The organism is Pseudomonas sp. DTU12.1, assembly GCF_009873475.1.
In the GTDB taxonomy this organism is placed as follows: Bacteria; Pseudomonadota; Gammaproteobacteria; order Pseudomonadales; family Pseudomonadaceae; genus Aquipseudomonas; species Aquipseudomonas proteolytica.
Window position 1 is genome coordinate 1801540 of record NZ_CP045254.1, and the last position, 26131, is coordinate 1827670.

Below are 26131 nucleotides of genomic sequence, written 5' to 3' on the forward strand. Positions count from 1 at the left end.
CCCAAGCCGTGTGCGGGCGTTTTTCCAACGAGCGTCGAAGATTGATAGCCGCACCCTGCATGACCGTTACGAGTGGGCACCTTGCTATTTGGAGGGCAGTCTGAAGTACAACGGGCAGGTTTGTACGTGGCAGGTAAGGGCGGGAGCCACTGGGGTCGTCCAGTGTCCGTCGGCAGAGCAGTACTTTACTTGTGAAGAGTGCAGCGACCTGTTTGCAAAACCCGGGGATTAAAAAAACGGATGCGACACCGACGTCGCACCCGCTGAAGAAAGCTTTATTCAAGCCGCGTCGGCCACCGCCACCTGTGGCCGGCGCGACAGCATGCTCACCAGCACAAAACTCACCACACTCACGCCCAGGCTGTAGTAGATCGGTGTGTTTGCCTCCAGACCATCCTTGATCATGAACACCAGCGACGTGGCAAACCCCAGTGCCATGGCGCTGATTGCGCCCGAAGTAGTCGCGCGTTTCCAGTAGATCGCGCCGATCAACGGGATCAACATGCCGCCGACCAGCAGGTTATAGGCCAGGGTCAAGGCACTGATCACATCGGTTACCACCAAGGCGATAGCCAGCACGGCGATGCCGGTCAGCAGGGTGAACAGGCGGTTGATGTTCAGGCTCGACTGTTTGCCGCCGCGCAGGCGTGGCAGCAGGTCTTCGGTGAGCACGGTGGATGCGGCGAGCAGCCCGGCGCTGGCCGTGGACATCATGGCCGCCAGGGCCGCGGCGATCACCAGGCCACGCAGGCCATCGGGCAGCGACAGTTTGACGATGGCGGCGAAGGCGTTGTTGACGTTGTCCAGGTCCGGGATCAGCACATGGGCGGCCATGCCGATCAGGGCACAGGCCAGGCCGTAGAGGATGCAGTAGAAACCGGCGAAAGTGCCTGCATACTTGGCGACCTTTTCGTCCCGGGCGGTAAAGACCCGTTGCCAGATGTCCTGGCCGATCAGGATGCCGAAAAAGTAGATCATGAAGTAGGTGATGATGGTGTCCCAGCCGATGCTGGTGAAGCTGAAACTGGCCGCTGGCAGCTTGGCCACCAGCTCATCCCAGCCGCCCACGCGGTACAGGCAGATCGGCAGCAGGATAAACATCAGGCCGACGGTCTTGATCACGAACTGCACGATATCGGTCAAGGTCAGTGACCACATGCCGCCGATGGTCGAATACACCAGCACCACGCCGCCGCCCAGCAGGATGGCGGCCCAGAAGGGCAGGTCAAACATCACTTGCAATACGGTGCCGATCCCCAGGATCGAGGTCACTGCCAGCATCAGCGCGTAGGCCAGCATGATCAACCCGCTGGCCTGGCGGGCCGTGGGGTTGTAGCGCTGCTCCAGGACCTGGGTCACGGTGAAGATTTTCAGCTTGAGCAAGGGCTTGGCGAGGAACAGGTTCAGCGCGATGATCCCCGCGCCCAGCGCTGCGCAGAGCCAGAAGCCGGAAATGCCGTGGACATAACCCAGGCGCACGCTGCCCACGGTGGAAGCGCCACCGAGTACCGTTGCCGCCATGGTGCCCATGTACAGGGTCGGCCCCAGGTTGCGCCCGGCGACCAGGTAGTCTTCATGGGTCTTGGCCCGGCGCATGCCCAAATAGCCGAGCACGAGCATGCCGGCGGCGTAGATAAGTACGACGAATAGATCCACAGCCATGGTGGCGAATCTCCAATTATTATTTTTATCGGTGTTCAGGCGCGGGGCACATGGCCCCGCGCTACATCAGCGGTGCGTGACACCAGGCAGTACACAGAGCATTTCATACAGCAGGTTGGCGCCCAGCAACGAGGTGTTGCCGGTGGTGTCGTAGGGCGGTGAAACTTCCACCAGGTCACAACCAATCAGCTCCAGGCCCTGGCAGCCACGGATAATCTCGATCGCCTGGATGGTGGTCAGCCCGCCGATTTCCGGGGTGCCGGTACCGGGTGCCCAGGCCGGGTCGATGCCGTCGATGTCGAAACTCAGGTACACCGGGCCGCCGCCGACCTTTTCCCGGACTTCGGCCATCAACGGCGCGAGGGACTGGTGCCAGCACTCTTCGGCCTGGACCACGCGGAACCCCTGTTTACGGCTCCAGTTGAAGTCTTCGGCGGTATAGCCCTGGGCGCGCAGGCCGATTTGCACCACGCGGTCGCAATCGAGCAGGCCCTCTTCGACGGCACGGCGGAAGGTGGTGCCGTGGGCGATTTTCTCGCCGAACATATGGTCATTGACGTCGGCGTGGGCATCGATATGCACCAGCCCGACCTTGCCGTGCTTCTTGTGGATCGCCCGCAGGATCGGCAGGGTGATGGTGTGGTCGCCGCCCAGGGTCAGCGGGATCACGTCGTGCTTGAGGATCTCATCGTAGGATTCTTCGATGATGCGCACGGCGTCCAGCAGGTTGAAGGTGTTGATCGCCACATCGCCGATGTCGGCCACTGACAGCGAGTCGAACGGTGCGGCGCCGGTGGCCATGTTGTAGGGGCGGATCATCACCGACTCGGCGCGGATTTCGCGGGGCCCGAAGCGGGTCCCGGCGCGCAGCGAGGTGCCAATATCCAGGGGCACGCCGACAAAGGCCGCATCCAGGCCGGCTGCGGTTTGCAGGTGGGGCAGGCGCATCATGGTGGCGATGCCGGCAAAGCGCGGCATTTCATTGCCGCCCAGTGGTTGGTGAAAGATCTTGTCCACGGGAGTGCCTCATCGTTGTTGTGGTTATCAGAGGCCGATTCTGCGAAATGTCGGACACGGGAAGAATCGCTGCGGGAAAATACTTAGTTCAGATTTTTCTGAACTAATGCCTGGGGTAGACTCCACCGGTGTGCAAAACCTGTTCCCTGTAGGAGCGAGCTTGCTCGCGAAAAACGTTAACGATGACGCGGGCATTCAGAATGTACGCGGCGCTCTCAGGTTTTTCGCGAGCAAGCTCGCTCCTACAGGGAATGGGCCTGTCAGCCGATTTTTTGCCTGGAGGTTCCATGGCCAGCGCCTTGCCCGACCTGAAACTGTTGCGCATCTTCGTCAGCGTGGTGCGCCACCAAGGGTTTGCCAGTGCCCAGCACGAACTCAACCTGTCGACGTCCGCCATCAGTACCTATATGAGCCAGTTGGAAGGCGCCCTGGGCCTGGTGTTGTGCCATCGTGGGCGGGGCGGTTTCAGCCTGACCAGCAAGGGTGAGCTGTTTCATCAGGAAACCTTGCGCCTGCTGGCCGAGTTGGAGGGCTTCGAGCAGTATGCGGCGGCGCTCAAAGGCGAGCTGCGTGGCACGCTCAAACTGGGCGTGCTCGACTCCACCGTCAGCGACAAGGCCCTGCCATTCGCTGAAGTCATCGGCGCCTACAGCCTTGAGCACCCGGCCGTGCATTTGCATTTGTCGGTCATGAGCCCCTACGAGCTGCAACTCGGGGTCCAGGACAATCGCCTGGACCTGGCCATCGGCGCCTTCTCCAACCGCATGAGCGGCTTGATCTACATGCCGTTGTACCGCGAGCAACACTGGCTTTACTGCAGTTCGCGCCATCCACTGTTCAGCGAGCGGCGCATCCCCGAACAGGTGATTACCCAGCAACGCATGGTCGGGCGCGGGTATTGGAGCCAGGCGGAACTGGCGCGCCACGGCTTCAAACACAGCGCCGCGACGGTAGAAAGTATGGAAGCGCAGTTGATCCTGGTGCTGTCCGGTGCCTACGTCGGCTACTTGCCCGAACACTACGCCCAGGCCTGGGCTGACAAGGGCGACTTGCGGGTGCTGCTGCCCGCGACTTTTGGCTACCAGGCGCCGTTTTCGCTGATCATGCGCCGTGGGCGCAGCCGCGAACCGTTGATCCAGACCTTCCGCGACTTACTCAAAGCACAGCTCAATCAGGCCTGAACATGTCCAGACTCCAATGCCCCCGCTGCCTGCGGCCGACCACCCACTGCCTGTGCGCGCTGATCCCGAGCCTGGACAGCCGCACCCGGGTGTTGCTGTTGCAACATCCCAGCGAGGTCAACCATGCCCTCAACACCGCACGTCTGGCCGCGTTGGGCCTGGTGAATGCGCAACTGGTGGTGGGTGAGATTTTCGAGAATTTGCCTACGCTGCTGAACGCGCCGGGCTACCAGGCACGCCTATTATTCCCTGCTGAAGATGCCCAGCCGCTGCAGGCTTACCGCCCATCCGATGAGCCGCTGCTGCTGGTGGTGCCCGACGGCACCTGGCGCAAGGCGCGTAAATTGCTGCACCTCAACCCGCTGCTGGCGGCGTTGCCACGGGTGACGCTGACGGCGGGCGCCGTGTCCCGTTATCGGTTGCGCAAGGCACCGGGGCCGGGGGCGTTGTCGACGGTGGAGGCGATCGTGCAGGCGTTGACGGTGCTGGAGGCGCCGCAGTCATTCGAGCCGTTATTGCGACCGTTCGAGGCGTTGATCGAGGGGCAGATTGCGGCGATGGGGGAAGAGGTTTTCCAGCGCAATCATGGGGGGGATTAGTAGGGGCACCGAGGTGGGGCCATCACAGCGACGCGAAGGGCACAGGTACCTACACAGCTTTTAGAAACTGACGATTTCCCTGTGGCGAGCGGGCTTGCCCCGCGCTGGGCTGCAAAGCAGCCCCAGTCAGTCGAATGCGGTATATCAAATACTCCGTAGCGGTTGGTTTTGGAGCTGCTTTGCAGCCCAGCGCGGGGCAAGCCCGCTCGCCACTGCAGCCCTATCTAGTTGGGTTTAAGCGCCCGCGCAAACACCGTTAACGCTCGCGCATCGCCTCCGTCCTCGCCTTCAGCACCGGCTTGAGCAAGTAATCCAGCACGCTTTTCTCCCCGGTAATAATGTCCACCGTTGCCACCATCCCCGGGATGATCAGCAGCGGTTTTTTCTCCCCGCCCAAATGGTTCTTATCGGTGCGCACCTGGATCAGGTAGAAGCTGTTGCCCTTGTCGTCGGTAATCGTATCGGCGCCGATCAGCTCCAGTTTTGCCGCGAGCCCGCCGTAGATGGTGTAGTCGTAGGCACTGAACTTGACCATCGCCTTCTGCCCCGGATGCAAGAAGGCTACGTCCTGGGGCCGCACTTTGGCCTCGATCAGCAGGTTGTCTTCCAGCGGTACGATTTCCACCATGTCGCTGCCCGGTTGGACCACGCCGCCGATGGTGTTGACCTTCAGTTGCTTGATCACCCCATGGACCGGCGAGACCACGGTGGTGCGGCTGACACGGTCATCAATGGCGATGCTGGTGGCGGTGATTTTCGATAGATCAGTGCGCTTTTCGTTGAGCTCCTTGGCCGCTTCCGAGCGGAAGGTCTGCACCGATTCGTCGATTTTGCTCTTGATCTCATTGATCGCCGACTCCGCCCGTGGGATCGCCAGGGTGGTGGCGTTCAATGAACCACGGATCTCCACGGCGCTGCGTTTGAGGCGCAGGATTTCCACTGGCGAGACCGCGCCGGTGCCCACCAGCGGCGCCGACATGTTCATCTCTTGCTGCAGCAGGGCGAGGCTGGAGCTGAATTGGCCCTGCTTGGAGCGGAATTCCGCCAGCTCCTGGGTTTTCTGCCGCAGTTGTTCGCTCAAGGTCCGCTGTTCGCTGCTCAAGCGCCGCTGGCGTTGTTCGAACAACGAGCGTTCGTCCTCGGCCACTTGCGGGGCCTTGGCGATCACTTCATCGGACAATTTGAACGGCCGCCCCTCGGCCTCGGCGGACAGGCGTTCGACCTGGGCGGTGAGGGCATAACGGTCGACTTCGCTTTCGCCCTTGTTCGAGCGAAACCGCGTGTCGTCCAGTTGCAGCAACTTGTCGCCCTTGTCCACCATCTGTCCTTCGCGCACGTAAATCTGGGTGACGATGCCACCCTCCAGGTTCTGGATCACCTGCACTTTGCTCGACGGGATGGCCTTGCCTTCGCCCATGGTCACTTCATCGAGCACGGCAAAGTTGGCCCACAGCAGGGCGCAGATCAGCAGGCCAGCGGTGAGCCACACGATAATCCGTGAACGGCGCGGCGAATCCTGCAGTGCAGCGCCCGCCAGTTCGGGCATGAATTCGCTGTCGGCGGTTTTGCCAAAACTCTTGAAGTAGCCCGGTGATGAGGGAGTGGCTGACATGGTGGGGCTCCTAGACGGCGGCCGAGCCGACACGGCCCTTGCGCAATGCATCGATCACACTTTCTTTGGGGCCGTCGGCCACGATGCGGCCGTTGTCCAGCACGATCAAACGGTCGACCAGGCTGAGCATCGAGGTGCGGTGCGTGACCAGGAGCAACGTCTTGCCCTTGACCCATAGTTCCAGGCGCTGGCGCAGGGTTTCTTCGCTGCTGTTGTCCATGGCGCTGGTGGGTTCGTCCAGCAGCAGGATCGGCGGGTCGAGCAGCAGCGCGCGGGCCAGCAACACCGCCTGGCGTTGGCCGCCGGACAGCAGTTGCCCGCGCTCGCCCACCGGCCGGTCGAAGCCTTGGGGGTGTTGACGGGCCAGCTCGCTGACGCCGGTCAGTTCGGCCACTTCGAGCATCCGCGCATCGCTGATATAGCGCGCGCCCAGGGTCAGGTTGTCGCGCAGGCTACCGGCCAGCAGCGGCAGATCATGGGCCACGTAGCCCACTTGCTGGCGCAGGTCGGTCACGTCCAGTTGCCGCAGGTCGAGACCGTCGAGCAGCAATTGGCCTTCTTCTGGGGTGTAAAAACCCATCACCAGCCGGCCCAGGGTGCTTTTGCCCGAGCCGCTGCGCCCGATAATCCCCACGCGCTCGCCCGCCTTGAGCTGGAAACTGACCTGGCTCAGGGCCGGGGCGTTTTGCCCGGCGTAGTGGAAGGTCACCTGGCTGACTTCCAGGGCGCCCGTCAGTTGCGTGCGTTCCAGGGGGCGCTGTTGCGGGTCGCGCTCCTGGGGCAGGGCCATCAACGCGTCGGTGCTGCGCATGGTCAATTGCGCCTGCTGATAGCGGGTGATCAACCCGGCAATCTGCCCCAGCGGCGCCAGTACCCGGCTGCCGAGCATGTAGGTGGCCACCAGCGCACCGACACTGAGGCTGCCGGCGATGATGCTGTAGACCCCGGCGACAATCGTTGCCATCCCGGAAAACTGCTGGATGAACAACGTGCCATTGGTGGCCAGCGCCGAGAGGTTGCGCGCGTGGCTATCGAGGCGGGTGAGGGCGCCATGGGTGCTTTCCCACTGGTGCTGGCGCTCGCTTTCGGCGCTGCAGGCCTTGAGGGTTTCCAGGCCGCCGAGGGTTTCGATCAACAACGCCTGGCGTTCGGCGCCCAGGCTCAGGCTTTTTTGCACGGTGTCGCGCAGGCGAGCCTGGATCAGCATCGCAAAGCCGATGGTCAGCGGGAACGCACACAAAGGAATGATCACCAGCCAACCGCCGAGCAGGCCGATCACCACCAGCATCAGCACGGCGAAGGGCAGGTCGATCAGGCTGGTGAGGGTCACGGCGGTGAGAAACTCGCGCAGGCCCTGGAAGTCATGGATGCTCTGGGCGAAACCGCCGATGGTGGCCGGGCGCGCCTTCATCGACATGCCGGTGATGCGCTCGAACAGGGTGGCCGAAAGAATCACGTCGGTCTTCTTGCCGGCGGTGTCCAGCAAGTGGGCGCGCACCACCCGCAGCACCAGCTCGAAACCCGTGCCGATCAGCAGGCCGATCACCAGGACCCACAAGGTCGACGTGGCCTGGTTCGGCACCACGCGATCGTAGGTCTGCATGACAAACAGCGGCACCATCAGGCCCAGCAGGTTGATCAGCAAGCTGGCGAGAATCGCATCGCTGTACAGCCAGCGCGACAGCTTCAAGGTGTCGCGAAACCACGCCTCGACCCGCGGCACCAATGGCGCGCGCAGGTCTTCGATCTCGTGCCGTGGCCGGGCGAACAGGGCCTGGCCGCTGTAGGCAGCGTCGAGCTCCTCGCGGCTGACCCACTGTTCGCCGCCTTCGGCTTCGCTGGGCAGGATCAGCGCCTGGCCATCCTCGCTCCAACGCCGCAGCACCGCGCAGCGGCCTTCGTTGAGCAGCAGCAGCACCGGCAGGTTGAGCGCCGAGATTGCCTTCAAGTCCCGGCGCAATACCCGCGCCTGCAAGCTGGCCCGGGCCGCTGCCCGTGGCAGCAAGTCCAGGCTCAGGCGTTGTTGCGCCAAGGGCAGGCCGGCGCTCAGGCTGGCGCGGCTGACGGTACAGCCATGCAGCTTGCACAGGATCAGCAGGCCGTCGAGCAACGGGTCATCAAAGCTCTGGCGCGGGTCGACACCCGGGTTCAGCGGTTCCATCTGGCTCACGGCGGTCTGCTCCACGTCGTTGGCTACTTCAGGTCAGGCAAGTGGGCTTCGCTTCTGACTTCCGACTGGGCAATGGCTTCGGCCGGCACCACCACGCGCTCCTTGTTCAGCAGCTCGCCCATGTTGGCCAGCACGCGGTACATGGAGAACTCTTCGGTGTAGCGCACTTCGGTATAGCGCCGGTTGGCGTTGTACAGCTCGTTTTCACTGTCCAGCAGGTCCAGCAGAGTGCGCTGGCCCAGGCCGAACTGATCCTGATAGGCCGCGCGCACCCGTTGGGTGGTTTCGGCGTATTCGCGGGCGGTGGGGGTCTGGATGCGTGCGTTGTCCATGGCGTGCCAGGCCAGGTTGAGGTTCTCGTTGAGCATGCGCAGGGCGTTGTTGCGGATGTCCATGGCCTGGTTGATCTTGTGCGAGTCCGACGCCAGGCGGGCCTTGTCGCTGCCGCCACGGAACAGGTTGTAGTTCATCACCACGCCCACCCGCCATTCATTGTCGTGGCCCAGGTCGCCCTGCACATTGTTATTGGCGCCCACCGCAGCCTCGGCGTCGAAGCGTGGGTAGAACGGCGACTTGGCTACTTCGTACTGACTCTCGGCGGCCATCACATCGGACTGGGCGGATTTCAGATAGGGGTTGTTCTCCAGCATGCTGCGCCGCGCACCGAGTTGGTCGGCGGGCAACTGACCCTTGATCGAGGCTGGGCTTTCCAGTTCGTCTGGCATGCGCCCGACCACACTATAAAAATTCGATTCGGCGTCTTGCAGGTCGACCATGGCGGTCTGGTAGTTGTTGTCCGCCAGGGCCCGACGGGCGGTGGACTGGTCGCGGTCGGCGGTACTGCCGATGCCGCGCTCGGTGCGCAGGCCGATCTGGTCGGTGACCCGCAGGTGCGCCTGCAGGTTGTTCTTGGCCAAGGTCAGCAGGTCGCGGCGCTTGAGCACTTCCAGGTACACCTCGACGGTGCGCAGGGCCAGGCTTTCGGCAGTGCCGCGGGTGTAATAGGCACGTGAGTTGACCACGGCGCCGGTGCGTTGCACTTCGTTGGAGGTGTTGAAGCCGTCGAACAGCATCTGGCGCAGGCGCAGTTCTGACTGGGTGTAATTGTCGGTCTCGGTGTGGTGGTTGCCGCCGCGGGCGCGGGTGGTGCTGTTGTCGCTGTAGCCGCGGCCATAGGCGGCATTCAGGTCGAGGCTGGGATAGAAGCCACCCTTGGCGACTTTCACATCTTCGTCGGCCGACAGCCGGCTGTTACGGCTGGCATTGAGTTCCGGGTGAGTGTCCAGCGTGCTTTGGATCGCTTGGGTCAGCGACATCGCTTGGGTGTTGGTGCATGCCATGGCGATCAGAATGGCGCTGCAGAGGGGGGTAAAGACGCGCATGGGAACATCTCCTGTGTATCAGTGCTGCTGGTCTGTCGCCATTTATTTGACGAATTTAGGGGGCAAACCGTCTCAGGCTTGTAACAACAGAGCTAAGAACATTTGCAGGAGGACCTAAGAAGAATTTCTCATAACGTTTATGTCCAAAAAAACTTATGCGTTCTGCGTGAAGCAAGACATTGTTCAAAGCACAAGCCTTGAGTTATGTGCGCTTCGGCGCATTTTCAGGGCCTTGGAAAGTTCAATCGCAAGTGCAAGCGGATCGTGGGGTAGCGGAAAAAAGGGAATTTAAGAGTGACGGTTTTTTGTCACTTGGTCCCTGGGAAGGCTCTCTGCAAGCGGGTCGAAGCGCGGTTTGGCGGCTGATTTGAATCAGTTTTGTGCCACTTCCGGGCGAAGGCCCGGGCCACTGGATCCACTGCATTTGTGCACGTAACCGAGGTGTCGACTACTGGGGTCGGACAGGGAGATAAGCACATGGCCAAGTTAATCGGTGTTGTCAGCAAGGTGGTTGGGGAAGTCTTTGCCGTGGCGGGAGATGGCAGCCGCCGGAGCCTGATCGAAGGCGACCGACTGTTTGCCGGCGAGCAACTGCAGACCGGCGCGGCCGGTGCGGTGGCGGTGCAACTGACCAACGGCCATGAGCTGACCCTGGGGCGCGACAGCAGCCTGGGCCTCTCCCCGCAACTGCTGGCCGGCCAGGCGCCGCAGGTTCATGGCTCTGAAGACCTTGCGCCGAGCCAGGCGCAGTTGACCGATGTGCAGCAACTGCAAAAAGCCATTGCTGCCGGTGCCGACCCGACCCAGACCGGTGAAGCCACGGCGGCTGGCCAGACCGGCAGCACAGCGGCGGGTGAGTTGGGCGGTGGGCACTCCTTTGTGCTGCTGACCGAAGTCGCCGGGCGCGTGGAGCCGGTCATCGGCTTTCCGACGGCGGGCTTTGGCGGTATTCCCGAGTTTCCGTTGTTCCAGGTCGCCGGCCAGCCGGATACCGGCAACGACCAGCCGGTGGTGGTGCCTCCCGACAACCCGGTGAGCCTGGGCGGGCTGGAGGTCGAGGGCGGTGAGTTGACGCTCGACGAGGCCAATCTTGCCCAAGGCTCGGCCAGTAATCCGGCGGCGCTGGTGCAAAGCGGCACCTTCAACGTCTCGGCGCCCGATGGCCTGCAAAGCCTGACCGTGGGCGGCATCAGCGTGGTCAGCGGCGGGGTGGCCAGCAGCTTCCCGCAAACCATCACCACCGGGCTGGGCAACACCCTGAGCATCACCGGCTACAACGCGGCCACCGGGGTGATCAGCTACAGCTATACCTTGACCGGCAATGAGGCCCATCCGTCAGGTGGCGGCACCAACAGCCTGGGCGAACAATTTGCGGTGGTTGCCACCGATAGCGACAACGACACCGCCACCGGTTCCCTGGATATCACCGTGATCGATGACGTGCCCAAGGCGCTGGACGACAGCCACGAGGGCAGCGCTTCGGAAAGCCTGTTGACCCTCAGCGGCAACGTATTGGACAACGACACCCAGGGTGCGGACCGTATCGCTACTGGCCCCATCGTCGGCGGTACCTTCACCGGCCAATATGGCACCCTGGTCCTGGCTGCCGATGGCAGCTACACCTACACGCTGAACACCGCCGACCCTGACTTTGTCACGCTGCAGGGCGGTGGCAACGGCACGGAAACCTTCACCTACACCCTGACCGACGCCGATGGCGACAGCAGCACCGCCAACCTGGTGCTGCAAGTGCATAACAACGACGATCCGGTGGTGATCGGTGGCATCAGCATCAATGGTGCCGACCTGACGCTTTATGAAAAGAACCTGGTGGACGGCAGCAGCCCCGACGCTGGCGCGCTGACCCGCACCGGCAGCCTCACCGTGTCGGCAGCGGACGGCTTGCAGAACCTGTCCGTGGGCGGTATCAGCGTGGTGTCCGGTGGTGTTGCCGCCAGCTTCCCGCAATCGATCGCCACCGGCCTGGGCAATACCCTGACCATCACCGGTTTTGACCCGGCCACCGGAGTAATCACCTACAGCTACACCTTGACCGGCACCGAGGCGCATCCAACGGCGGCGGGGGTGAACGAACTGACCGAAAGCTTCAGCGTGATCGCCAGTGATACCAACAACAGCACGGCCACCAGCACGCTGCATATCAGTGTGGTGGACGACGTACCGGCCGCTGCCGATGACAGCAATGCGCAAGTGGCGTCTGAAAGCCTGTTGACCCTGACTGGCAGCGTGCTGGGCAATGACGTGCAAGGCGCGGATCGGGTCGCCACCGGCCCGGTAACTGCGGGTACGTTCACTGGTACTTATGGCACCTTGCAGCTTTTCGCCGATGGCAGCTATGTGTACACCTTCGATAAGACCGACCCACAATTCATGGCTCTGAATGGCGGTGGTAGCGGCACTGAAACCTTCACCTATCAACTGAATGACAGCGACGGTGATACCAGTACCGCCAGCCTCGTCTTGCAGGTGCATAACAACGACGATCCTGTGGTACTGACGGGCCTTGAGGTGAACGGCGGGGAAGTCACTGTCTACGAGAAAAACCTGCCATCGGGCAGCGCTATCGATGGGTCTGCTTTGACCCAATCCGGCACCTTTACCGTGACCGCATTGGATGGGCTGAAAAACCTGACTGTGGGCGGTATCAGCGTCGTCACCAATGGCGTGGCGGCGACCTTCCCGCAAACGGAACCTACCGGTTTTGGTAACACTCTGACCATCACCGGCTACAACGCCAGTACTGGTGTGATCAGCTATAGCTACACGCTCAACGGTACTGACAGCCACCCAACCGGCGCGGATGCCAATAGCATCAGTGAGTCGTTTGCGGTAACTGCCACCGACAGCAACAACAGCAGTGCCAATGGTTCGTTGGACGTCAACGTGGTCGACGATGTGCCCAAGGCTACTGACGATACCAATGGACAAGTGGCCTCTGAAAGCCAACTCATCCTCAGCGGCAGCGTGCTGGGCAACGATGTGCAAGGCGCTGATCGGGTCGCCACCGGCCCCGTCACGCCAAACACTATTGTTGGCACCTACGGGACCCTGCAACTGTTTGCCGATGGCAGCTACACCTACACCCTCGACAAGACTGATCCACAATTTATCGCCCTGAACGGCGGTGGCAGCGGCACTGAGACTTTCACTTATCAATTGAATGACAGCGACGGCGATACCAGTACCGCCAATCTCGTCTTGCAGGTCCATAACAACGACGATCCAGTGGTACTGACGGGCCTTGAGGTGAACGGCGGGGAAGTCACTGTCTACGAGAAAAACCTGCCGTTGGGCAGCGCCAACGATGGGACTGCTTTGACCCAATCCGGCACCTTCACCGTGACCGCATTGGATGGCCTGAAAAACCTGACGGTGGGCGGCATCAATGTCGTCACCAACGGCGTCGCCGCGACCTTCCCGCAATCGGAGCCCACCGGTTTTGGTAACACTCTGACCATTACTGGCTACAACGCCAGTACTGGTGTGATCAGCTACAGCTACACGCTCAACGGCACTGACAGTCACCCAACGGGCGCAGGCACCAATAGCATCAGTGAGTCGTTTGCGGTAACTGCCACCGACAGCAACAACAGCGGCGCTACGGGCACGTTGGACGTCAATGTGGTCGACGATGTGCCAAAAGCCTTCGACGACAACCCCGGCGGCGTGGCCTCTGAAAGCCAGCTCATCCTCAGCGGCAGCGTGCTGGGCAACGATGTGCAAGGCGCTGATCGGGTCGCCACCGGCCCGGTAACTGCCGGTACCTTCACCGGTACTTACGGCACCCTGCAGCTCTTCGCCGACGGCAGCTACACCTACACCCTGGACAAAACCGACCCACAGTTTGTCGCCCTGAACGGCGGTGGCAGCGGCACTGAAACCTTCACCTATCAATTGAACGACAGTGACGGCGATACCAGCACCGCCAAGCTGGTGCTACAGGTGCATAACAACGACGACCCAGTAGTACTGACCGGCCTGGAAGTAAACGGCGGCGAAGTCACGGTCTACGAGAAAAACCTGCCGTTGGGCAGCGCCAACGATGGGTCTGCATTGACCCAATCCGGCACCTTCACCGTGACCGCACTGGATGGCCTGAAAAATCTGACTGTGGGCGGTATCAGCGTCGTCACCAATGGCGTGGCGGCGACCTTCCCGCAATCGGAACCCACCGGTTTCGGCAACACCCTGACCATCACCGGCTACAACGCCAGCACCGGTGTAATCAGCTACAGCTACACCCTCAACGGCACTGACAGCCACCCAACCGGCGCAGGTACTAACAGCATCAGCGAGTCGTTCACGGTGACCGCCACCGACAGCAACAACAGCGGCGCTACGGGCACGTTGGACGTCAATGTGGTCGACGATGTGCCAAAAGCCTTCGACGACAACCCCGGCGGCGTGGCCTCTGAAAGCCAGCTCACCCTGACTGGCAGCGTGCTGGGCAACGATGTGCAAGGTGCTGATCGGGTCGCCACCGGCCCGGTCACGCCCAACACCATCGTCGGTACTTACGGCACCCTGCAACTGTTTGCCGATGGCAGCTACACCTATACCCTGGACAAGACCGATCCACAGTTCATGGCCCTGAATGGTGGTGGCAGCGGGACTGAGACTTTCACTTACCAACTGAACGACAGCGATGGCGATACCAGCACCGCCAACCTCGTCTTGCAGGTGCATAACAACGACGACCCTGTGGTACTGACCGGCCTGGAAGTAAACGGCGGCGAAGTCACCGTCTACGAGAAAAACCTGCCATTGGGCAGCGCTATCGATGGGCCTGCACTGACCCAATCCGGCACCTTCACCGTGACCGCATTGGACGGCCTGAAAAACCTCACTGTGGGCGGTATCAGCGTCGTCAGCAATGGCGTCGCCGCGACTTTCCCGCAATCGGAGCCAACAGGTTTCGGTAACACCCTGACCATCACCGGCTACAACGCCAGCACCGGTGTAATCAGCTACAGCTACACCCTCAACGGCACTGACAGCCACCCAACCGGCGCAGGCACTAACAGCATCAGCGAGTCGTTCACGGTGACTGCCACCGACAGCAACAACAGCGGCGCTACGGGCACGTTGGACGTCAATGTGGTCGACGATGTGCCAAAAGCCTTCGACGACAATCCCGGCGGCGTGGCCTCTGAAAGCCAGCTCACCCTGACCGGCAGCGTGCTGGGTAACGATGTGCAAGGTGCTGATCGGGTCGCCACCGGCCCCGTCACGCCAAATACGATTGTTGGTACCTACGGCACACTGCAATTGTTTGCCGATGGCAGCTATGTCTACACCCTGGACAAGACCGATCCGCAGTTCATGGCTCTGAATGGTGGTGGCAGCGGGACTGAGACGTTCACTTACCAACTGAACGACAGCGATGGCGATACCAGCACCGCCAACCTCGTCTTGCAGGTGCATAACAACGACGATCCTGTGGTTCTGGCCGGCCTGGAAGTAAACGGCGGCGAAGTCACCGTCTACGAGAAAAACCTGCCATCGGGCAGCGCTATCGATGGGTCTGCTTTGACCCAATCCGGCACCTTTACTGTGACCGCATTGGATGGGCTGAAAAATCTGACTGTGGGCGGTATCAACGTCGTCAGCAATGGCGTTGCGGCGACCTTCCCGCAATCGGAACCTACCGGTTTTGGTAACACTCTGACCATCACCGGCTACAACGCCAGTACTGGCGTGATCAGCTATAGCTACACGCTCAACGGTACTGACAGTCATCCAACGGGCGCGGATGCCAATAGCATCAGTGAGTCGTTTGCGGTAACTGCCACCGACAGCAACAACAGCAGCGCCAATGGTTCGTTGGACGTCAACGTGGTCGACGATGTGCCCAAGGCTACTGACGATACCAATGGACAAGTGGCCTCTGAAAGCCAACTCATCCTCAGCGGCAGCGTGCTGGGCAACGATGTGCAAGGCGCTGATCGGGTCGCCACCGGCCCGGTAACTGCCGGTACCTTCACCGGTACTTACGGCACCCTGCAGCTCTTCGCCGATGGCAGCTACACCTACACCCTGGACAAAACCGATCCACAGTTCATGGCTCTGAATGGCGGTGGCAGCGGCACTGAAACCTTCACCTATCAATTGAACGACAGCGACGGCGACACCAGCACCGCCAACCTCGTCTTGCAGGTGCATAACAACGACGATCCAGTGGTATTGACTGGTCTTGAGGTGAACGGCGGCGAAGTCACCGTTTACGAGAAAAACCTGCCGCTGGGCAGCGCTATCGATGGGTCTGCTTTGACCCAATCCGGCACCTTTACTGTGACCGCATTGGATGGACTGAAAAATCTGACTGTGGGCGGTATCAGCGTCGTCACCAATGGCGTGGCGGCGACCTTCCCGCAATCGGAACCCACCGGTTTCGGCAACACCCTGACCATCACCGGCTACAACGCCAGCACCGGTGTAATCAGCTACAGCTACACCCTCAACGGCACTGACAGCCACCCAACCGGCGCAGGTACTAACAGCATCAGCGAGTCGTTCACGGTGACCGCCACCGACAGCAACAACAGCGGCGCTACGGGCACGTTGGACGTCAATGTGGTCGACGATGTGCCAAAAGCCTTCGACGACAATCCCGGCGGCGTGGCCTCTGAAAGCCAGCTCACACTGACCGGCAGTGTGCTGGGTAACGATGTGCAAGGTGCTGATCGGGTCGCCACTGGCCCCGTCACGCCAAACACTATTGTTGGCACCTACGGGACCCTGCAACTGTTTGCCGACGGCAGCTACACCTACACCCTCGACAAGACCGACCCCCAATTTATCGCCCTGCACGGCGGGGGGAACGGTACCGAGACTTTCACCTACCAGTTGAACGACAGTGACGGCGATACCAGCACCGCCAAGTTGGTGCTACAGGTGCATAACAACAACGACCCGGTGGTGCTCACCGGCCTGGATCTGACTGGCGGGGAGTTGACCGTCTTTGAAAAAAACCTGGTCGATGGTTCCAACCCGAACACGCCCTTGTTGACTCAGACCGGTACCTTCACCGTGACCGCCCTGGACGGTTTGAAAAACCTCACGGTCGGTGGCCTGAATGTGGTGACCAACGGGGTGGTTGCCACCTTCCCGCTGGCGGAAGGTACCCTGCTGGGCAACAGCTTTGTTGTCACTGGCTACGACCCCAACACCGGGGTGGTCAGCTACCGCTACACCCTGCTCGACAACGAAACGCACCCCAATGCCAGCGGTGCCAACAGCCTGTCCGAGCAAATTCCGGTCACTGCCAGCGATTACGACACCAATACGGCGACGGGCACGATTGATATCAACATCATCGATGACCTGCCCATCGCCAATCCCGATGTGCGCTCGGTAGCAGAGGGCGGTGTGGTCAGCGTCAATGTGTTGGGCAATGATGTCGGCGGTGCCGACAGCCCCACCCTGGCGGGTGCGGTGGTCGGGGTGCGGGCAGGGAGTGGTGTCGGTACGCCGGCCAGTGGTGGCCTGGGCGGGAATATCACCGGCAGCTTCGGCTACCTGACCCTGGATGCGAACGGCAACGCCGTGTATCACAGCAACCCCAACTCGGTGAACCCACCGGGAGCCGTGGACACCTTTGTCTACACCGTGCGTGATGCAGACGGTGACTTGAGCACCACGACCCTGACCATCAATGTGGCCGACAGTGGCCTGGTGGCTAGCGTCGATGGCGATGTCACTGTCTACGAAAAAGCCCTGGACCTGAAACTCGATGGCCTCGACCTGGCGCCCGGCACTGTGATCGGCAGCGACCCGACCGCCACCAGCGAAACGGCCACTGGCACCCTGGTGGGCTCGACCACCGGCGGCACTGGCCCGTTGAGTTTCAGCCTGGTCGGCAGTGCGACGGGCAGCTATGGGCAGATCCTGCTCAATGCCAATGGCACCTACACCTACACCCTGACGTCGGCACCGAAGACCTTGCCCAACAGCAATGACGGGCCGAATGTGCTGACCGAGACCTTCACCTACAAGGTCACCGACCAACTGGGCAACTCCACCACCAGCAGCATCGTGGTGAGTATTGTCGACGACATGCCAATAGTGGTGTCCAGCGCGCGTGAGGTCACGGCGACGGAGGTGGATTCCAACCTGCTGCTGATCATCGACATTTCCGGCAGCATGAATGACGCGTCTGGGGCCGGCGGTACGCGGCTCGACCTGGCCAAGGCGTCCATCACCCAGTTGCTTAACCGCTATGACGATATGGGCGACGTGAAGGTGCAGATCGTGACCTTCAACGACAGCTCGCAACAGTTGAGCAGCCAATGGGTCAGCGTCGCCACGGCCAAGACCCTGGTCAACGGCCTCACCGCGTTCAATGGCACCAACTACGACTCGGCCCTGGGCACTGCGCAGACCGCCTACGGCACCGCCGGCAAGCTGGAAGGTGCGCAGAACGTGGCGTACTTCTTCTCGGACGGTAACCCCACCACGTCCAACACCAATAACCCGAACAACCCTGGCAACGTGGTCAACCCGGAGTACGGCGACGGTATCGATGCCACAGAAGAAGGCGTATGGCGGGCCTTCCTCGATGCCAACGGCATCAAGGCCTATGCCATTGGCCTGGGCGCGGGCGTCAACAGCATTTACCTGGACCCGGTGGCCTACGACGGCAGCACCCACACCAATACCAATGCGGTAGTGGTGGCCAACCTGGCGGGCCTGGATGCGGTGCTGGCCGGCACCGTGCAGGGCGCGCCAGTCACGGGGAGCCTGCTGACGGATGGCACATTTGGTGCCGACGGTGGCTTCGTCAAATCCCTGACTGTGGATGGCATCACCTACACCTACAACCCGGCGGCGGGGGGCTCGATGAGTGCCAACCTGCCGGGCGGGCACGGCACGTTCGACACCGTCAGCAACAGTATTACCATCACCACCAATCAGGGTGGCACGCTGATCGTCGACATGGACAACGGCGAGTTCCGCTACAACCCGCCGAAATTGACGGGCTCGCTGGTCACCGAAACCTTTGGCGTGACCGTCAGCGATAACGACGGCGACCTGGCGACCTCCAGCCTGGTGGTCAAGGTCAACCCCAACGTGGCACCGGTGGCCGGTGATGACCATGTGATCACCAATATCCTGTCGGGCAACATTGTGGTGCCTGCGCAGTTGCTGCTGGCCAATGACAGCGATGCCAACCATGACAACCTGACGGCTATCCCCACCAGTTTTCCAACCGGCTGGGTGGCCAAGAACGCGGCGTTTACCGGGACGGGGGCCAGAACGCTCACCGGTACAAGCCTGGGGGATGTACGTACCTCGTTTGCCGATATCGGGGCCCTGACCGCAGCCCTTGCGATCACCGGCAGTCTCGGCAGTGTCGGCAGCGCTACGGCCGACGATCGCGTGACGGTCACACTCAGGGCGGGGGAGACCCTCAACCTGGATCACAACCGGCCGGTCGGTAACATCGTCATGACCTATTCGCTCAACGGTGGCGGAGAACTCCCTCTCGCGGATGGCGCGACGCTGACTGCGTTAACGGGCGGCAGCTATCAGATTCACATTGCCAACACCACCAATCCAGCAGGTGGCAACGCCAATGGCGCAGAAAACTACCAGCTGAATATGAAGATCAACTACGCCGGCGCCCAGGACTTCACGCCGGACTACCACGGTAACTACTCGGTCAGCGATAACCACGGCGGCAGTGATAGCGCCGCCGTAGACATCACCTACCAGGCCGGCACCACCCTCACCGGTACCAACGGTGATGACATCCTCATGGCCGGGCCCGGTAACAACATCCTCAATGGCGGCGATGGCAATGATGTACTGAGTGCTGGCAATGGCAACAACGAGATGCACGGCGGCAATGGCAATGACCTGCTGTTCAGTGGTATCGGCAATGACCTGCTCGATGGTGGAGCGGGCATCGATACAGTGAGTTACGCCAATGCCACGTCGGGCGTGACCGTCAACCTTGGCACGGAGGGAGGGCAAATCACGGGGGGCGCCGGGACCGATACATTGCAGGCCCTGGAGAACCTGATCGGTTCCAACTTCAACGACTTCCTCACCGGCAACGGCAGCAACAACCTGATCTCGGGCGGGCTGGGCAATGACACCCTCAAGGGCGAGGGCGGCGATGACATCCTGATCGGTGGTCCGGGCAACAACACCCTGACCGGCGGCGCGGGTGCCGACACCTTCCAATACCTCACCGGCGGTAGCGGGCACGACGTCATCACCGACTTTACCGTGGGCACCGACAAGCTGGACCTCTCGCAATTGCTGCAAGGGGAGAATGCGACGACGGCGTCCCTGGATGATTACCTGCACTTCAAGGTGGTGAGCGGCACGACCACCATCGACATCAGCTCTGTTGCAGGGGCCACGGCTACCCAGACCATCGACCTGGCCGGCGTCAACCTGGCGACCCAATACGGCGTGACACCGGGGGCGGGTGGCCTGATTGCGGGTGGGGCAGACACGGCGACCATCATTAACGGGATGCTCAACGATCATTCATTGAAGGTGGATACCGTGTAACTCCTGTGGCCAGGGAGCTGTTCTGGCAGAGGGGCTTTTGTGGAGAGGGGGCTGTCGTGGCGAGGGGGCTTGTCCCCCGCTGGGCTGCGTAGCAGCCCCAAAACCTGCACCCTCAGTTGACCTGACACACCTCGGCGGTCTTATTGGGGCTGCTGCGCAGCCCAGCGGGGGACAAGCCCCCTCGCCACAACAGTCCCCTCGCCACAACAGTCCCTAGCCACGACAGCCCTGGGCTTTAGTTCATTGAGTTATAAGCACCACACTTTGCGTGATATGGCCCGCCAGCGTTTGCCGGTATGATAGGCGCCCCCGCAGTCTGGATTGCGAATACGCCATGACCTTGCAGTACCCAACCATCGCCGATTGCGTCGGCAACACCCCCCTGGTCCGCTTGCAGCGCATGGCGGGTAACACCAGCAATACCTTGCTGCTCAAGCTCGAGGGTAATAACCCGGCAGGCTCGGTCAAGGACCGCCCGGCGTTGTCGATGATCACCCGCGCCGAGTTGCGTGGGCAGATCAAGCCCGGCGACACCCTGATCGAAGCCACCTCCGGCAATACCGGGATTGCCCTGGCCATGGCCGCGGCGATCAAGGGCTACAAGATGATCCTGATCATGCCCGACAACGGCAGCGCCGAGCGCAAGGCGGCGATGACCGCCTATGGTGCCGAGCTGTTGCTGGTCACCCCGGAAGAAGGCATGGAAGGCGCGCGCGATCTCGCCGAGCGCATGGCCGCCGAAGGCCGTGGCCAGGTCCTGGACCAGTTCGCCAACGGTGACAACCCGGAAGCGCACTACGCCAGCACCGGCCCGGAAATCTGGCGCCAGACCCAGGGCACCATCACCCATTTCGTCAGCTCCATGGGCACCACCGGTACCATCATGGGTAACTCGCGCTACCTCAAGGAGCAGAACCCGGCGATCCAGATCGTTGGCCTGCAACCGATGGAAGGCGCGGCGATCCCCGGTATCCGCCGCTGGCCCGAGGAGTATCTGCCAAAGATCTACAACGCCGCCCGCGTCGATCGCATCATCGACATGGCCCAGCGTGAAGCCGAAGACACCACCCGTCGCCTGGCCCGTGAAGAAGGCATCTTCTGCGGTGTGTCCTCGGGTGGCGCTGTGGCCGGCATGTTGCGCTTGTCTGCAGAACTGGAAAACGCGGTGATCGTCGCGATCATCTGTGACCGAGGCGACCGTTACCTGTCGACCGGCATTTTCGACGCGCCCAACTGATGGCCAAGCAAGAGCGAGGCCTGCGTTTCCAGCCAACGGGCGGTAATCGGGCGCCACAAATCCCGGTCGGTAAAAAACAGCGCCTGACCATCGAACGCCTGGCCAACGATGGCCGGGGTATCGTGTTTTTCGAGGGCCGCACCTGGTTTGTAGTGGGTGCACTGGCCGGCGAAGAGGTCGAGGCGCGGGTGCTGGGTGCCCATGGCAAAGTGGTCGAGGCCCGCACCGAACGGGTGTTCAAGGCCAGCGAACTGCGTCGCCCGGCGCCGTGCGCCCATGCCGGCCGTTGTGGCGGTTGCAGCCTGCAACACTTGCCCCACGACGAACAGCTTGCCCTGAAACAGCGCATGCTCGCCGAGCAATTGTCCCGTGTTGCCGGGGTCGAGCCCCAGGAGTGGGCCGCGCCGTTGAGCGGGCCCGAGTTCGGCTATCGCCGCCGGGCCCGCGTGGCCGTGCGCTATGACGTCAAGGCCAAGCGCCTGGACGTTGGCTTTCGCGCCGTGGCCAGCCAGGACATCGTGGCCATCGATGATTGCCCGGTGCTGGTACAGGCCTTGCAACCGATCATGCAACGCCTGCCCAACATGTTGCGGCGCCTGAGCAAACCTCAGGCCCTGGGGCATGTGGAGTTGTTCAGTGGCTCGTCGATTGCCGTGTTGCTACGGCATATGGCGCCGCTGTCGGATGCCGACCTGGTGGTGCTGCAAGAATTCTGTGCCTTCCATGATGCCCAGTTGTGGCTGCATGGAGAGGGCGAGCCCCAGCCGTTCGCGGCCGGGGCGGGCCTGGGCTATCGTCTGCAGCAGTGGGACTTGGACCTGGCTTACCGGCCTGGGGATTTTGTGCAGGTCAACGCCGGGGTCAACGAAGCGATGGTTGCCCAGGCGCTGGATTGGCTGGCACCACGTTCCGACGAACGGGTGCTGGACCTGTTCTGCGGCCTTGGCAACTTTGCCCTGCCTCTGGCGCGCCAAGTGCGTGAAGTGGTGGCGGTAGAGGGCGTGCAGGCCATGGTGGACCGCGCGGCGCTGAATGCCGCAAGCAACAATTTGCATAATGTGCAGTTTTTTCAGGCCGATTTGTCCCAGCCTTTGAGTGATGCGCAGTGGGCCAAAGCAGGCTTTTCTGCGGTACTCTTGGACCCACCCCGCGATGGTGCCCTGGAGGTTGTGCGCAAGCTCGCCACTCTGGGGGCTGATCGCCTGGTGTATGTGTCCTGCAATCCAGCCACGCTGGCGCGGGACACTGTCGAGTTGGTCAAGCAAGGCTACCGGCTAAAACGTGCCGGGATCCTCGATATGTTTCCGCAAACTGCGCATGTCGAGGCGATGGCGTTATTTGAAGCGAGCTAGGATGCTCGCTTAGTCCGACTGGCCTGCGTTCTCCAGGGCCTGTGACCTGCCAGGGAGTTCGCGTTACAAGGGTCAGCGATTTTGACGCGCTACAGGCGCGTCGTAGGGAAGGTAAGCAAGATGGTACAGGTGAGAGCACACCAGCCGATCAACACCGACGGCAGTATCAATCTCGAGGCATGGCTGGATCATGCCATCAGTGTCGATCCGGCACTGGACCGTGAAGCCTTGAAAGCCGCCTGCGAGTTCGCTCGCGAGGCAGAACAGCAAGACAATGCGGCCAAGAACCTCTGGGCCGAAGGAACATCCAGTTTTCGTACCGGGCTTGAAATCGCCGAGATCCTCGCCGACCTCAAGCTGGACCAGGATTCCCTGATCGCCGCGGTGCTCTATCGCGGTGTGCGCGAAGGGCATATTGCGTTGCCGCTGGTCAGCCAGCGTTTCGGCGCGGTGGTGGCCAAGCTGATCGATGGCGTGTTGCGTATGGCTGCGATCAGCGCCAGCCTCAGCCCGCGCCAGTCGATGGTGCTCGGCACCCAGGGCCAGGTGGAAAACCTGCGCAAGATGCTGGTGGCGATGGTCGACGACGTACGCGTCGCGCTGATCAAGCTGGCCGAGCGCACCTGCGCGATCCGTGCGGTGAAAACCGCCGATGACGAAAAGCGCAATCGCGTCGCCCGTGAGGTCTTCGATATTTACGCGCCCCTGGCTCACCGCCTGGGCATCGGCCATATCAAGTGGGAGCTGGAGGACTTGTCCTTCCGCTACCTGGAGCCCGATCAATACAAACAGATCGCGACCCTGCTGCATGAGCGGCGGTTGGATCGTGAGCGTTTCATCAGCGATGTGATGGGCCAGTTGCGCTCGGAATTGCAGGCTACCGGTGTCGAAGCCGATATCAGCGGCCGGGCAAAGCACATCTATTCGATCTGGCGCAAAATGCAGCGCAAGGGCCTGGCCTTCAGCCAGATCTACGACGTGCGCGCCGTGCGTGTGCTGGTGCCGGAAATGCGCGACTGCTACACCGCGCTGGGTATCGTTCATACGCTGTGGCGGCACATTCCCAAAGAGTTCGACGACTACATCGCCAACCCCAAGGAGAACGGCTACCGCTCGCTGCACACGGCGGTGATCGGCCCCGAGGGCAAGGTGCTGGAAGTGCAGATCCGTACCCACGCCATGCACGAAGAGGCAGAGTTGGGCGTGTGTGCGCACTGGCGCTACAAGGGTACCGACGTCAAGTCGGGCTCCAACCAGTACGAAGAGAAAATCTCCTGGCTGCGCCAAGTGCTGGAATGGCACGAAGAGCTGGGCGATATCGGCGGCCTGGCCGAGCAACTGCGGGTGGATATCGAGCCCGACCGGGTCTACATCTTCACCCCCGACGGCCACGCCATCGACTTGCCCAAGGGGGCGACGCCGCTGGACTTTGCCTACCGCGTGCACACCGAGATCGGCCACAACTGCCGTGGCGCCAAGATCAACGGGCGCATCGTGCCGCTCAACTACAGCCTGCAGACCGGTGAGCAGGTCGAGATCATCACCAGCAAGCACGGTACGCCGAGCCGCGACTGGCTGAACCCGAACCTGGGCTACATCACCACGTCGCGTGCGCGGGCGAAGATTGTCCACTGGTTCAAGCTGCAGGCGCGGGACCAGAACGTCGCCGCCGGCAAGACCTTGCTCGAGCGCGAGTTGGGGCGCCTGGGCCTGCCCCAGGTGGATTTCGACAAGTTGGCCGAAAAGGCCAACATGAAGATTGCCGAAGACATGTTCGCTGCCCTCGGTGCCGGCGACCTGCGCCTGGCGCAGTTGGTCAACCTGGCCCAGCAACTGGTGGAACCGGAGCGTGGCAGCGAGCAACTGGAACTGATCCCACGCAAGGCCACCGGCTACAAGCCGGGCAAGCGCGGCGATATCCAGATCCAGGGCGTAGGCAACTTGATGACCCAGATGGCCGGCTGCTGCCAGCCGTTGCCGGGCGATGCCATCGTCGGCTACATCACCCAGGGCCGTGGGGTGAGCATTCACCGCCAGGACTGCGCCTCGGTGCTGCAGTTGGGCGGGCGTGAGCCGGAGCGGATCATCCAGGTCAGTTGGGGGCCGGTGCCGGTGCTCACCTACCCGGTGGACATCATCATCCGTGCCTACGACCGCTCGGGTCTGCTGCGGGACGTTTCGCAAGTGCTGCTCAATGAGCGGATCAACGTACTGGCAGTCAATACCCGCTCGAACAAAGAGGACAACACTGCACTGATGTCCCTGACCATCGAGATTCCGGGGCTGGACGCGTTGGGGCGGTTGCTGGGGCGTATCTCCCAGTTGCCGAACATCATCGAGACGCGGCGTAACCGCACGCCATGACCTGATCCCTTGTTGGAGCCGGCTTGTGTGGGAGCTGGCTTGCCTGCGATCGCATCGACTCGGTCTGCCAGGCACACCGAGGCGCTTGCATCGCGGGCAAGCCCGGCTCCCACATTGATCGGTGGCATGACCATTTCAGCGGACAGAGATTGACCGATGTATTCACTTGAAGACCTGCTGCACCTGATGAACCGCCTGCGTGACCCGCAATATGGTTGCCCGTGGGACATCAAGCAAACCTACGCCAGCATCGTGCCCCATACCCTGGAAGAAGCCTACGAAGTCGCCGACGCCATCGAGCGCGGGGATTTTGATCATCTGCAAGGCGAGTTGGGCGACCTGTTGTTCCAGGTGGTGTATTACAGCCAATTGGCCCGGGAAGAAGGGCGCTTCGAGTTCGCCGGGGTGGTCGACAGCATCACCCGCAAGCTGATTCGCCGGCATCCCCATGTGTTCCCCACCGGCGACCTGTATGCGCCGCTGGATGTTCCTCAGTTAAGCGAAGAGCAGGTCAAGGAGCGCTGGGAGCAAATCAAGGCCGAGGAGCGCGCAGAAAAATCCCAGGCCCCGCAGCAACTGTCCCTGCTCGATGATGTACCCAGCGCCTTGCCGTCACTGTCCCGTGCGGCCAAATTGCAAAAACGCGCGAGCCAGGTAGGCTTTGACTGGCCAGCGGCGTTACCGGTGGTGGATAACGTGCGTGAAGAGCTCGATGAGGTGCTCGAAGCCATGGCCGACAACGACCCGGCAGCGATTGCCGATGAAGTCGGTGACCTGCTGTTTGCGGCGGTCAACCTGGCCCGGCACCTCAAGGTGGACCCGGAAACCGCCCTGCGCGGTGCCAATGCCAAATTCGAAAGGCGATTCCGATTTATCGAACAGGCATTGCGCGACACCCACCGTCCCATGGAAGATTGCACCCTCGAAGAGTTGGACGCCCTGTGGGGTGAAGCCAAACGCCAGGAAAAGAATGTGTCCAACTGCGGTTGAGCAGTTGCCTAAGTGAGTAA

At 61.8% G+C, this 26131-nt stretch carries 12 protein-coding genes; 7 read left to right on the forward strand and 5 right to left on the reverse strand.

Annotated elements, in window-relative coordinates; translation table 11 throughout:
- Positions 1–279 precede the first annotated feature (279 nt).
- Entirely contained in the window at positions 280–1662 is a 1383-nt protein-coding gene (locus tag GDV60_RS08020) for a sodium:solute symporter (protein WP_070995126.1), read from the reverse strand.
- Between the two features lie 66 nt (positions 1663–1728).
- Positions 1729–2679, reverse strand: a complete 951-nt coding sequence (gene speB / locus GDV60_RS08025; protein ID WP_029292385.1) for an agmatinase — start codon at positions 2677–2679, stop codon at positions 1729–1731.
- A 287-nt stretch (positions 2680–2966) separates the two neighbouring features.
- On the opposite strand from speB, the gene GDV60_RS08030 reads away from it, so the two are divergent.
- On the forward strand, positions 2967–3860 hold the full coding sequence (locus tag GDV60_RS08030; RefSeq protein ID WP_133714200.1) for a LysR family transcriptional regulator: 894 nt from the start codon (positions 2967–2969) through the stop codon (positions 3858–3860).
- A gap of 2 nt (positions 3861–3862) precedes the next feature.
- Positions 3863–4459 carry a tRNA-uridine aminocarboxypropyltransferase gene (locus GDV60_RS08035; RefSeq protein WP_159906802.1) on the forward strand — a complete coding sequence of 199 codons (597 nt, stop codon included), beginning with the start codon at positions 3863–3865 and terminating at the stop codon, positions 4457–4459.
- Between the two features lie 256 nt (positions 4460–4715).
- On the opposite strand, the gene GDV60_RS08040 is transcribed toward GDV60_RS08035, so the two are convergent.
- From GDV60_RS08040 to GDV60_RS08050, 3 genes are read right to left on the reverse strand one after another with little or no spacing between them, the layout of a single operon-like run.
- Positions 4716–6071, reverse strand: a complete 1356-nt coding sequence (locus GDV60_RS08040) for an HlyD family type I secretion periplasmic adaptor subunit (RefSeq protein WP_029292388.1) — start codon at positions 6069–6071, stop codon at positions 4716–4718.
- A gap of 10 nt (positions 6072–6081) precedes the next feature.
- Positions 6082–8241 (reverse strand): type I secretion system permease/ATPase, encoded by a 2160-nt coding sequence (locus GDV60_RS08045; protein WP_159906804.1) that lies wholly within the window; start codon positions 8239–8241, stop codon positions 6082–6084.
- 23 nt (positions 8242–8264) lie between these two features.
- Complete coding sequence (locus GDV60_RS08050; RefSeq protein ID WP_029292390.1) at positions 8265–9623, reverse strand: TolC family outer membrane protein; 1359 nt, start codon at positions 9621–9623, stop codon at positions 8265–8267.
- 477 nt (positions 9624–10100) lie between these two features.
- Between GDV60_RS08050 and GDV60_RS08055 the strand changes: the two genes are divergently transcribed.
- The 5 genes from GDV60_RS08055 to mazG all read left to right on the forward strand — a co-directional run bounded on the left by GDV60_RS08055 (position 10101) and on the right by mazG (position 26111).
- On the forward strand, positions 10101–20168 hold the full coding sequence (locus GDV60_RS08055) for a retention module-containing protein (RefSeq protein ID WP_159906806.1): 10068 nt from the start codon (positions 10101–10103) through the stop codon (positions 20166–20168).
- Positions 20169–20502: 334 nt separating this feature from the next.
- Complete coding sequence (gene cysM, locus GDV60_RS08060) at positions 20503–21405, forward strand: cysteine synthase CysM (RefSeq protein ID WP_029292392.1); 903 nt, start codon at positions 20503–20505, stop codon at positions 21403–21405.
- Positions 21405–22757, forward strand: coding sequence for a 23S rRNA (uracil(1939)-C(5))-methyltransferase RlmD (gene rlmD / locus GDV60_RS08065; RefSeq protein WP_029292393.1), 1353 nt, complete (start codon positions 21405–21407; stop codon positions 22755–22757). Before cysM ends, rlmD begins: the two co-directional genes overlap by 1 nt.
- Before the next feature lie 120 nt (positions 22758–22877).
- The gene (gene relA / locus GDV60_RS08070) at positions 22878–25121 is read left to right on the forward strand and encodes a GTP diphosphokinase (protein ID WP_029292394.1); all 2244 of its coding nucleotides are present in this window, start codon (positions 22878–22880) and stop codon (positions 25119–25121) included.
- A 156-nt stretch (positions 25122–25277) separates the two neighbouring features.
- The gene (gene mazG / locus GDV60_RS08075; protein ID WP_133714205.1) at positions 25278–26111 is read left to right on the forward strand and encodes a nucleoside triphosphate pyrophosphohydrolase; all 834 of its coding nucleotides are present in this window, start codon (positions 25278–25280) and stop codon (positions 26109–26111) included.
- Positions 26112–26131 lie beyond the last annotated feature (20 nt).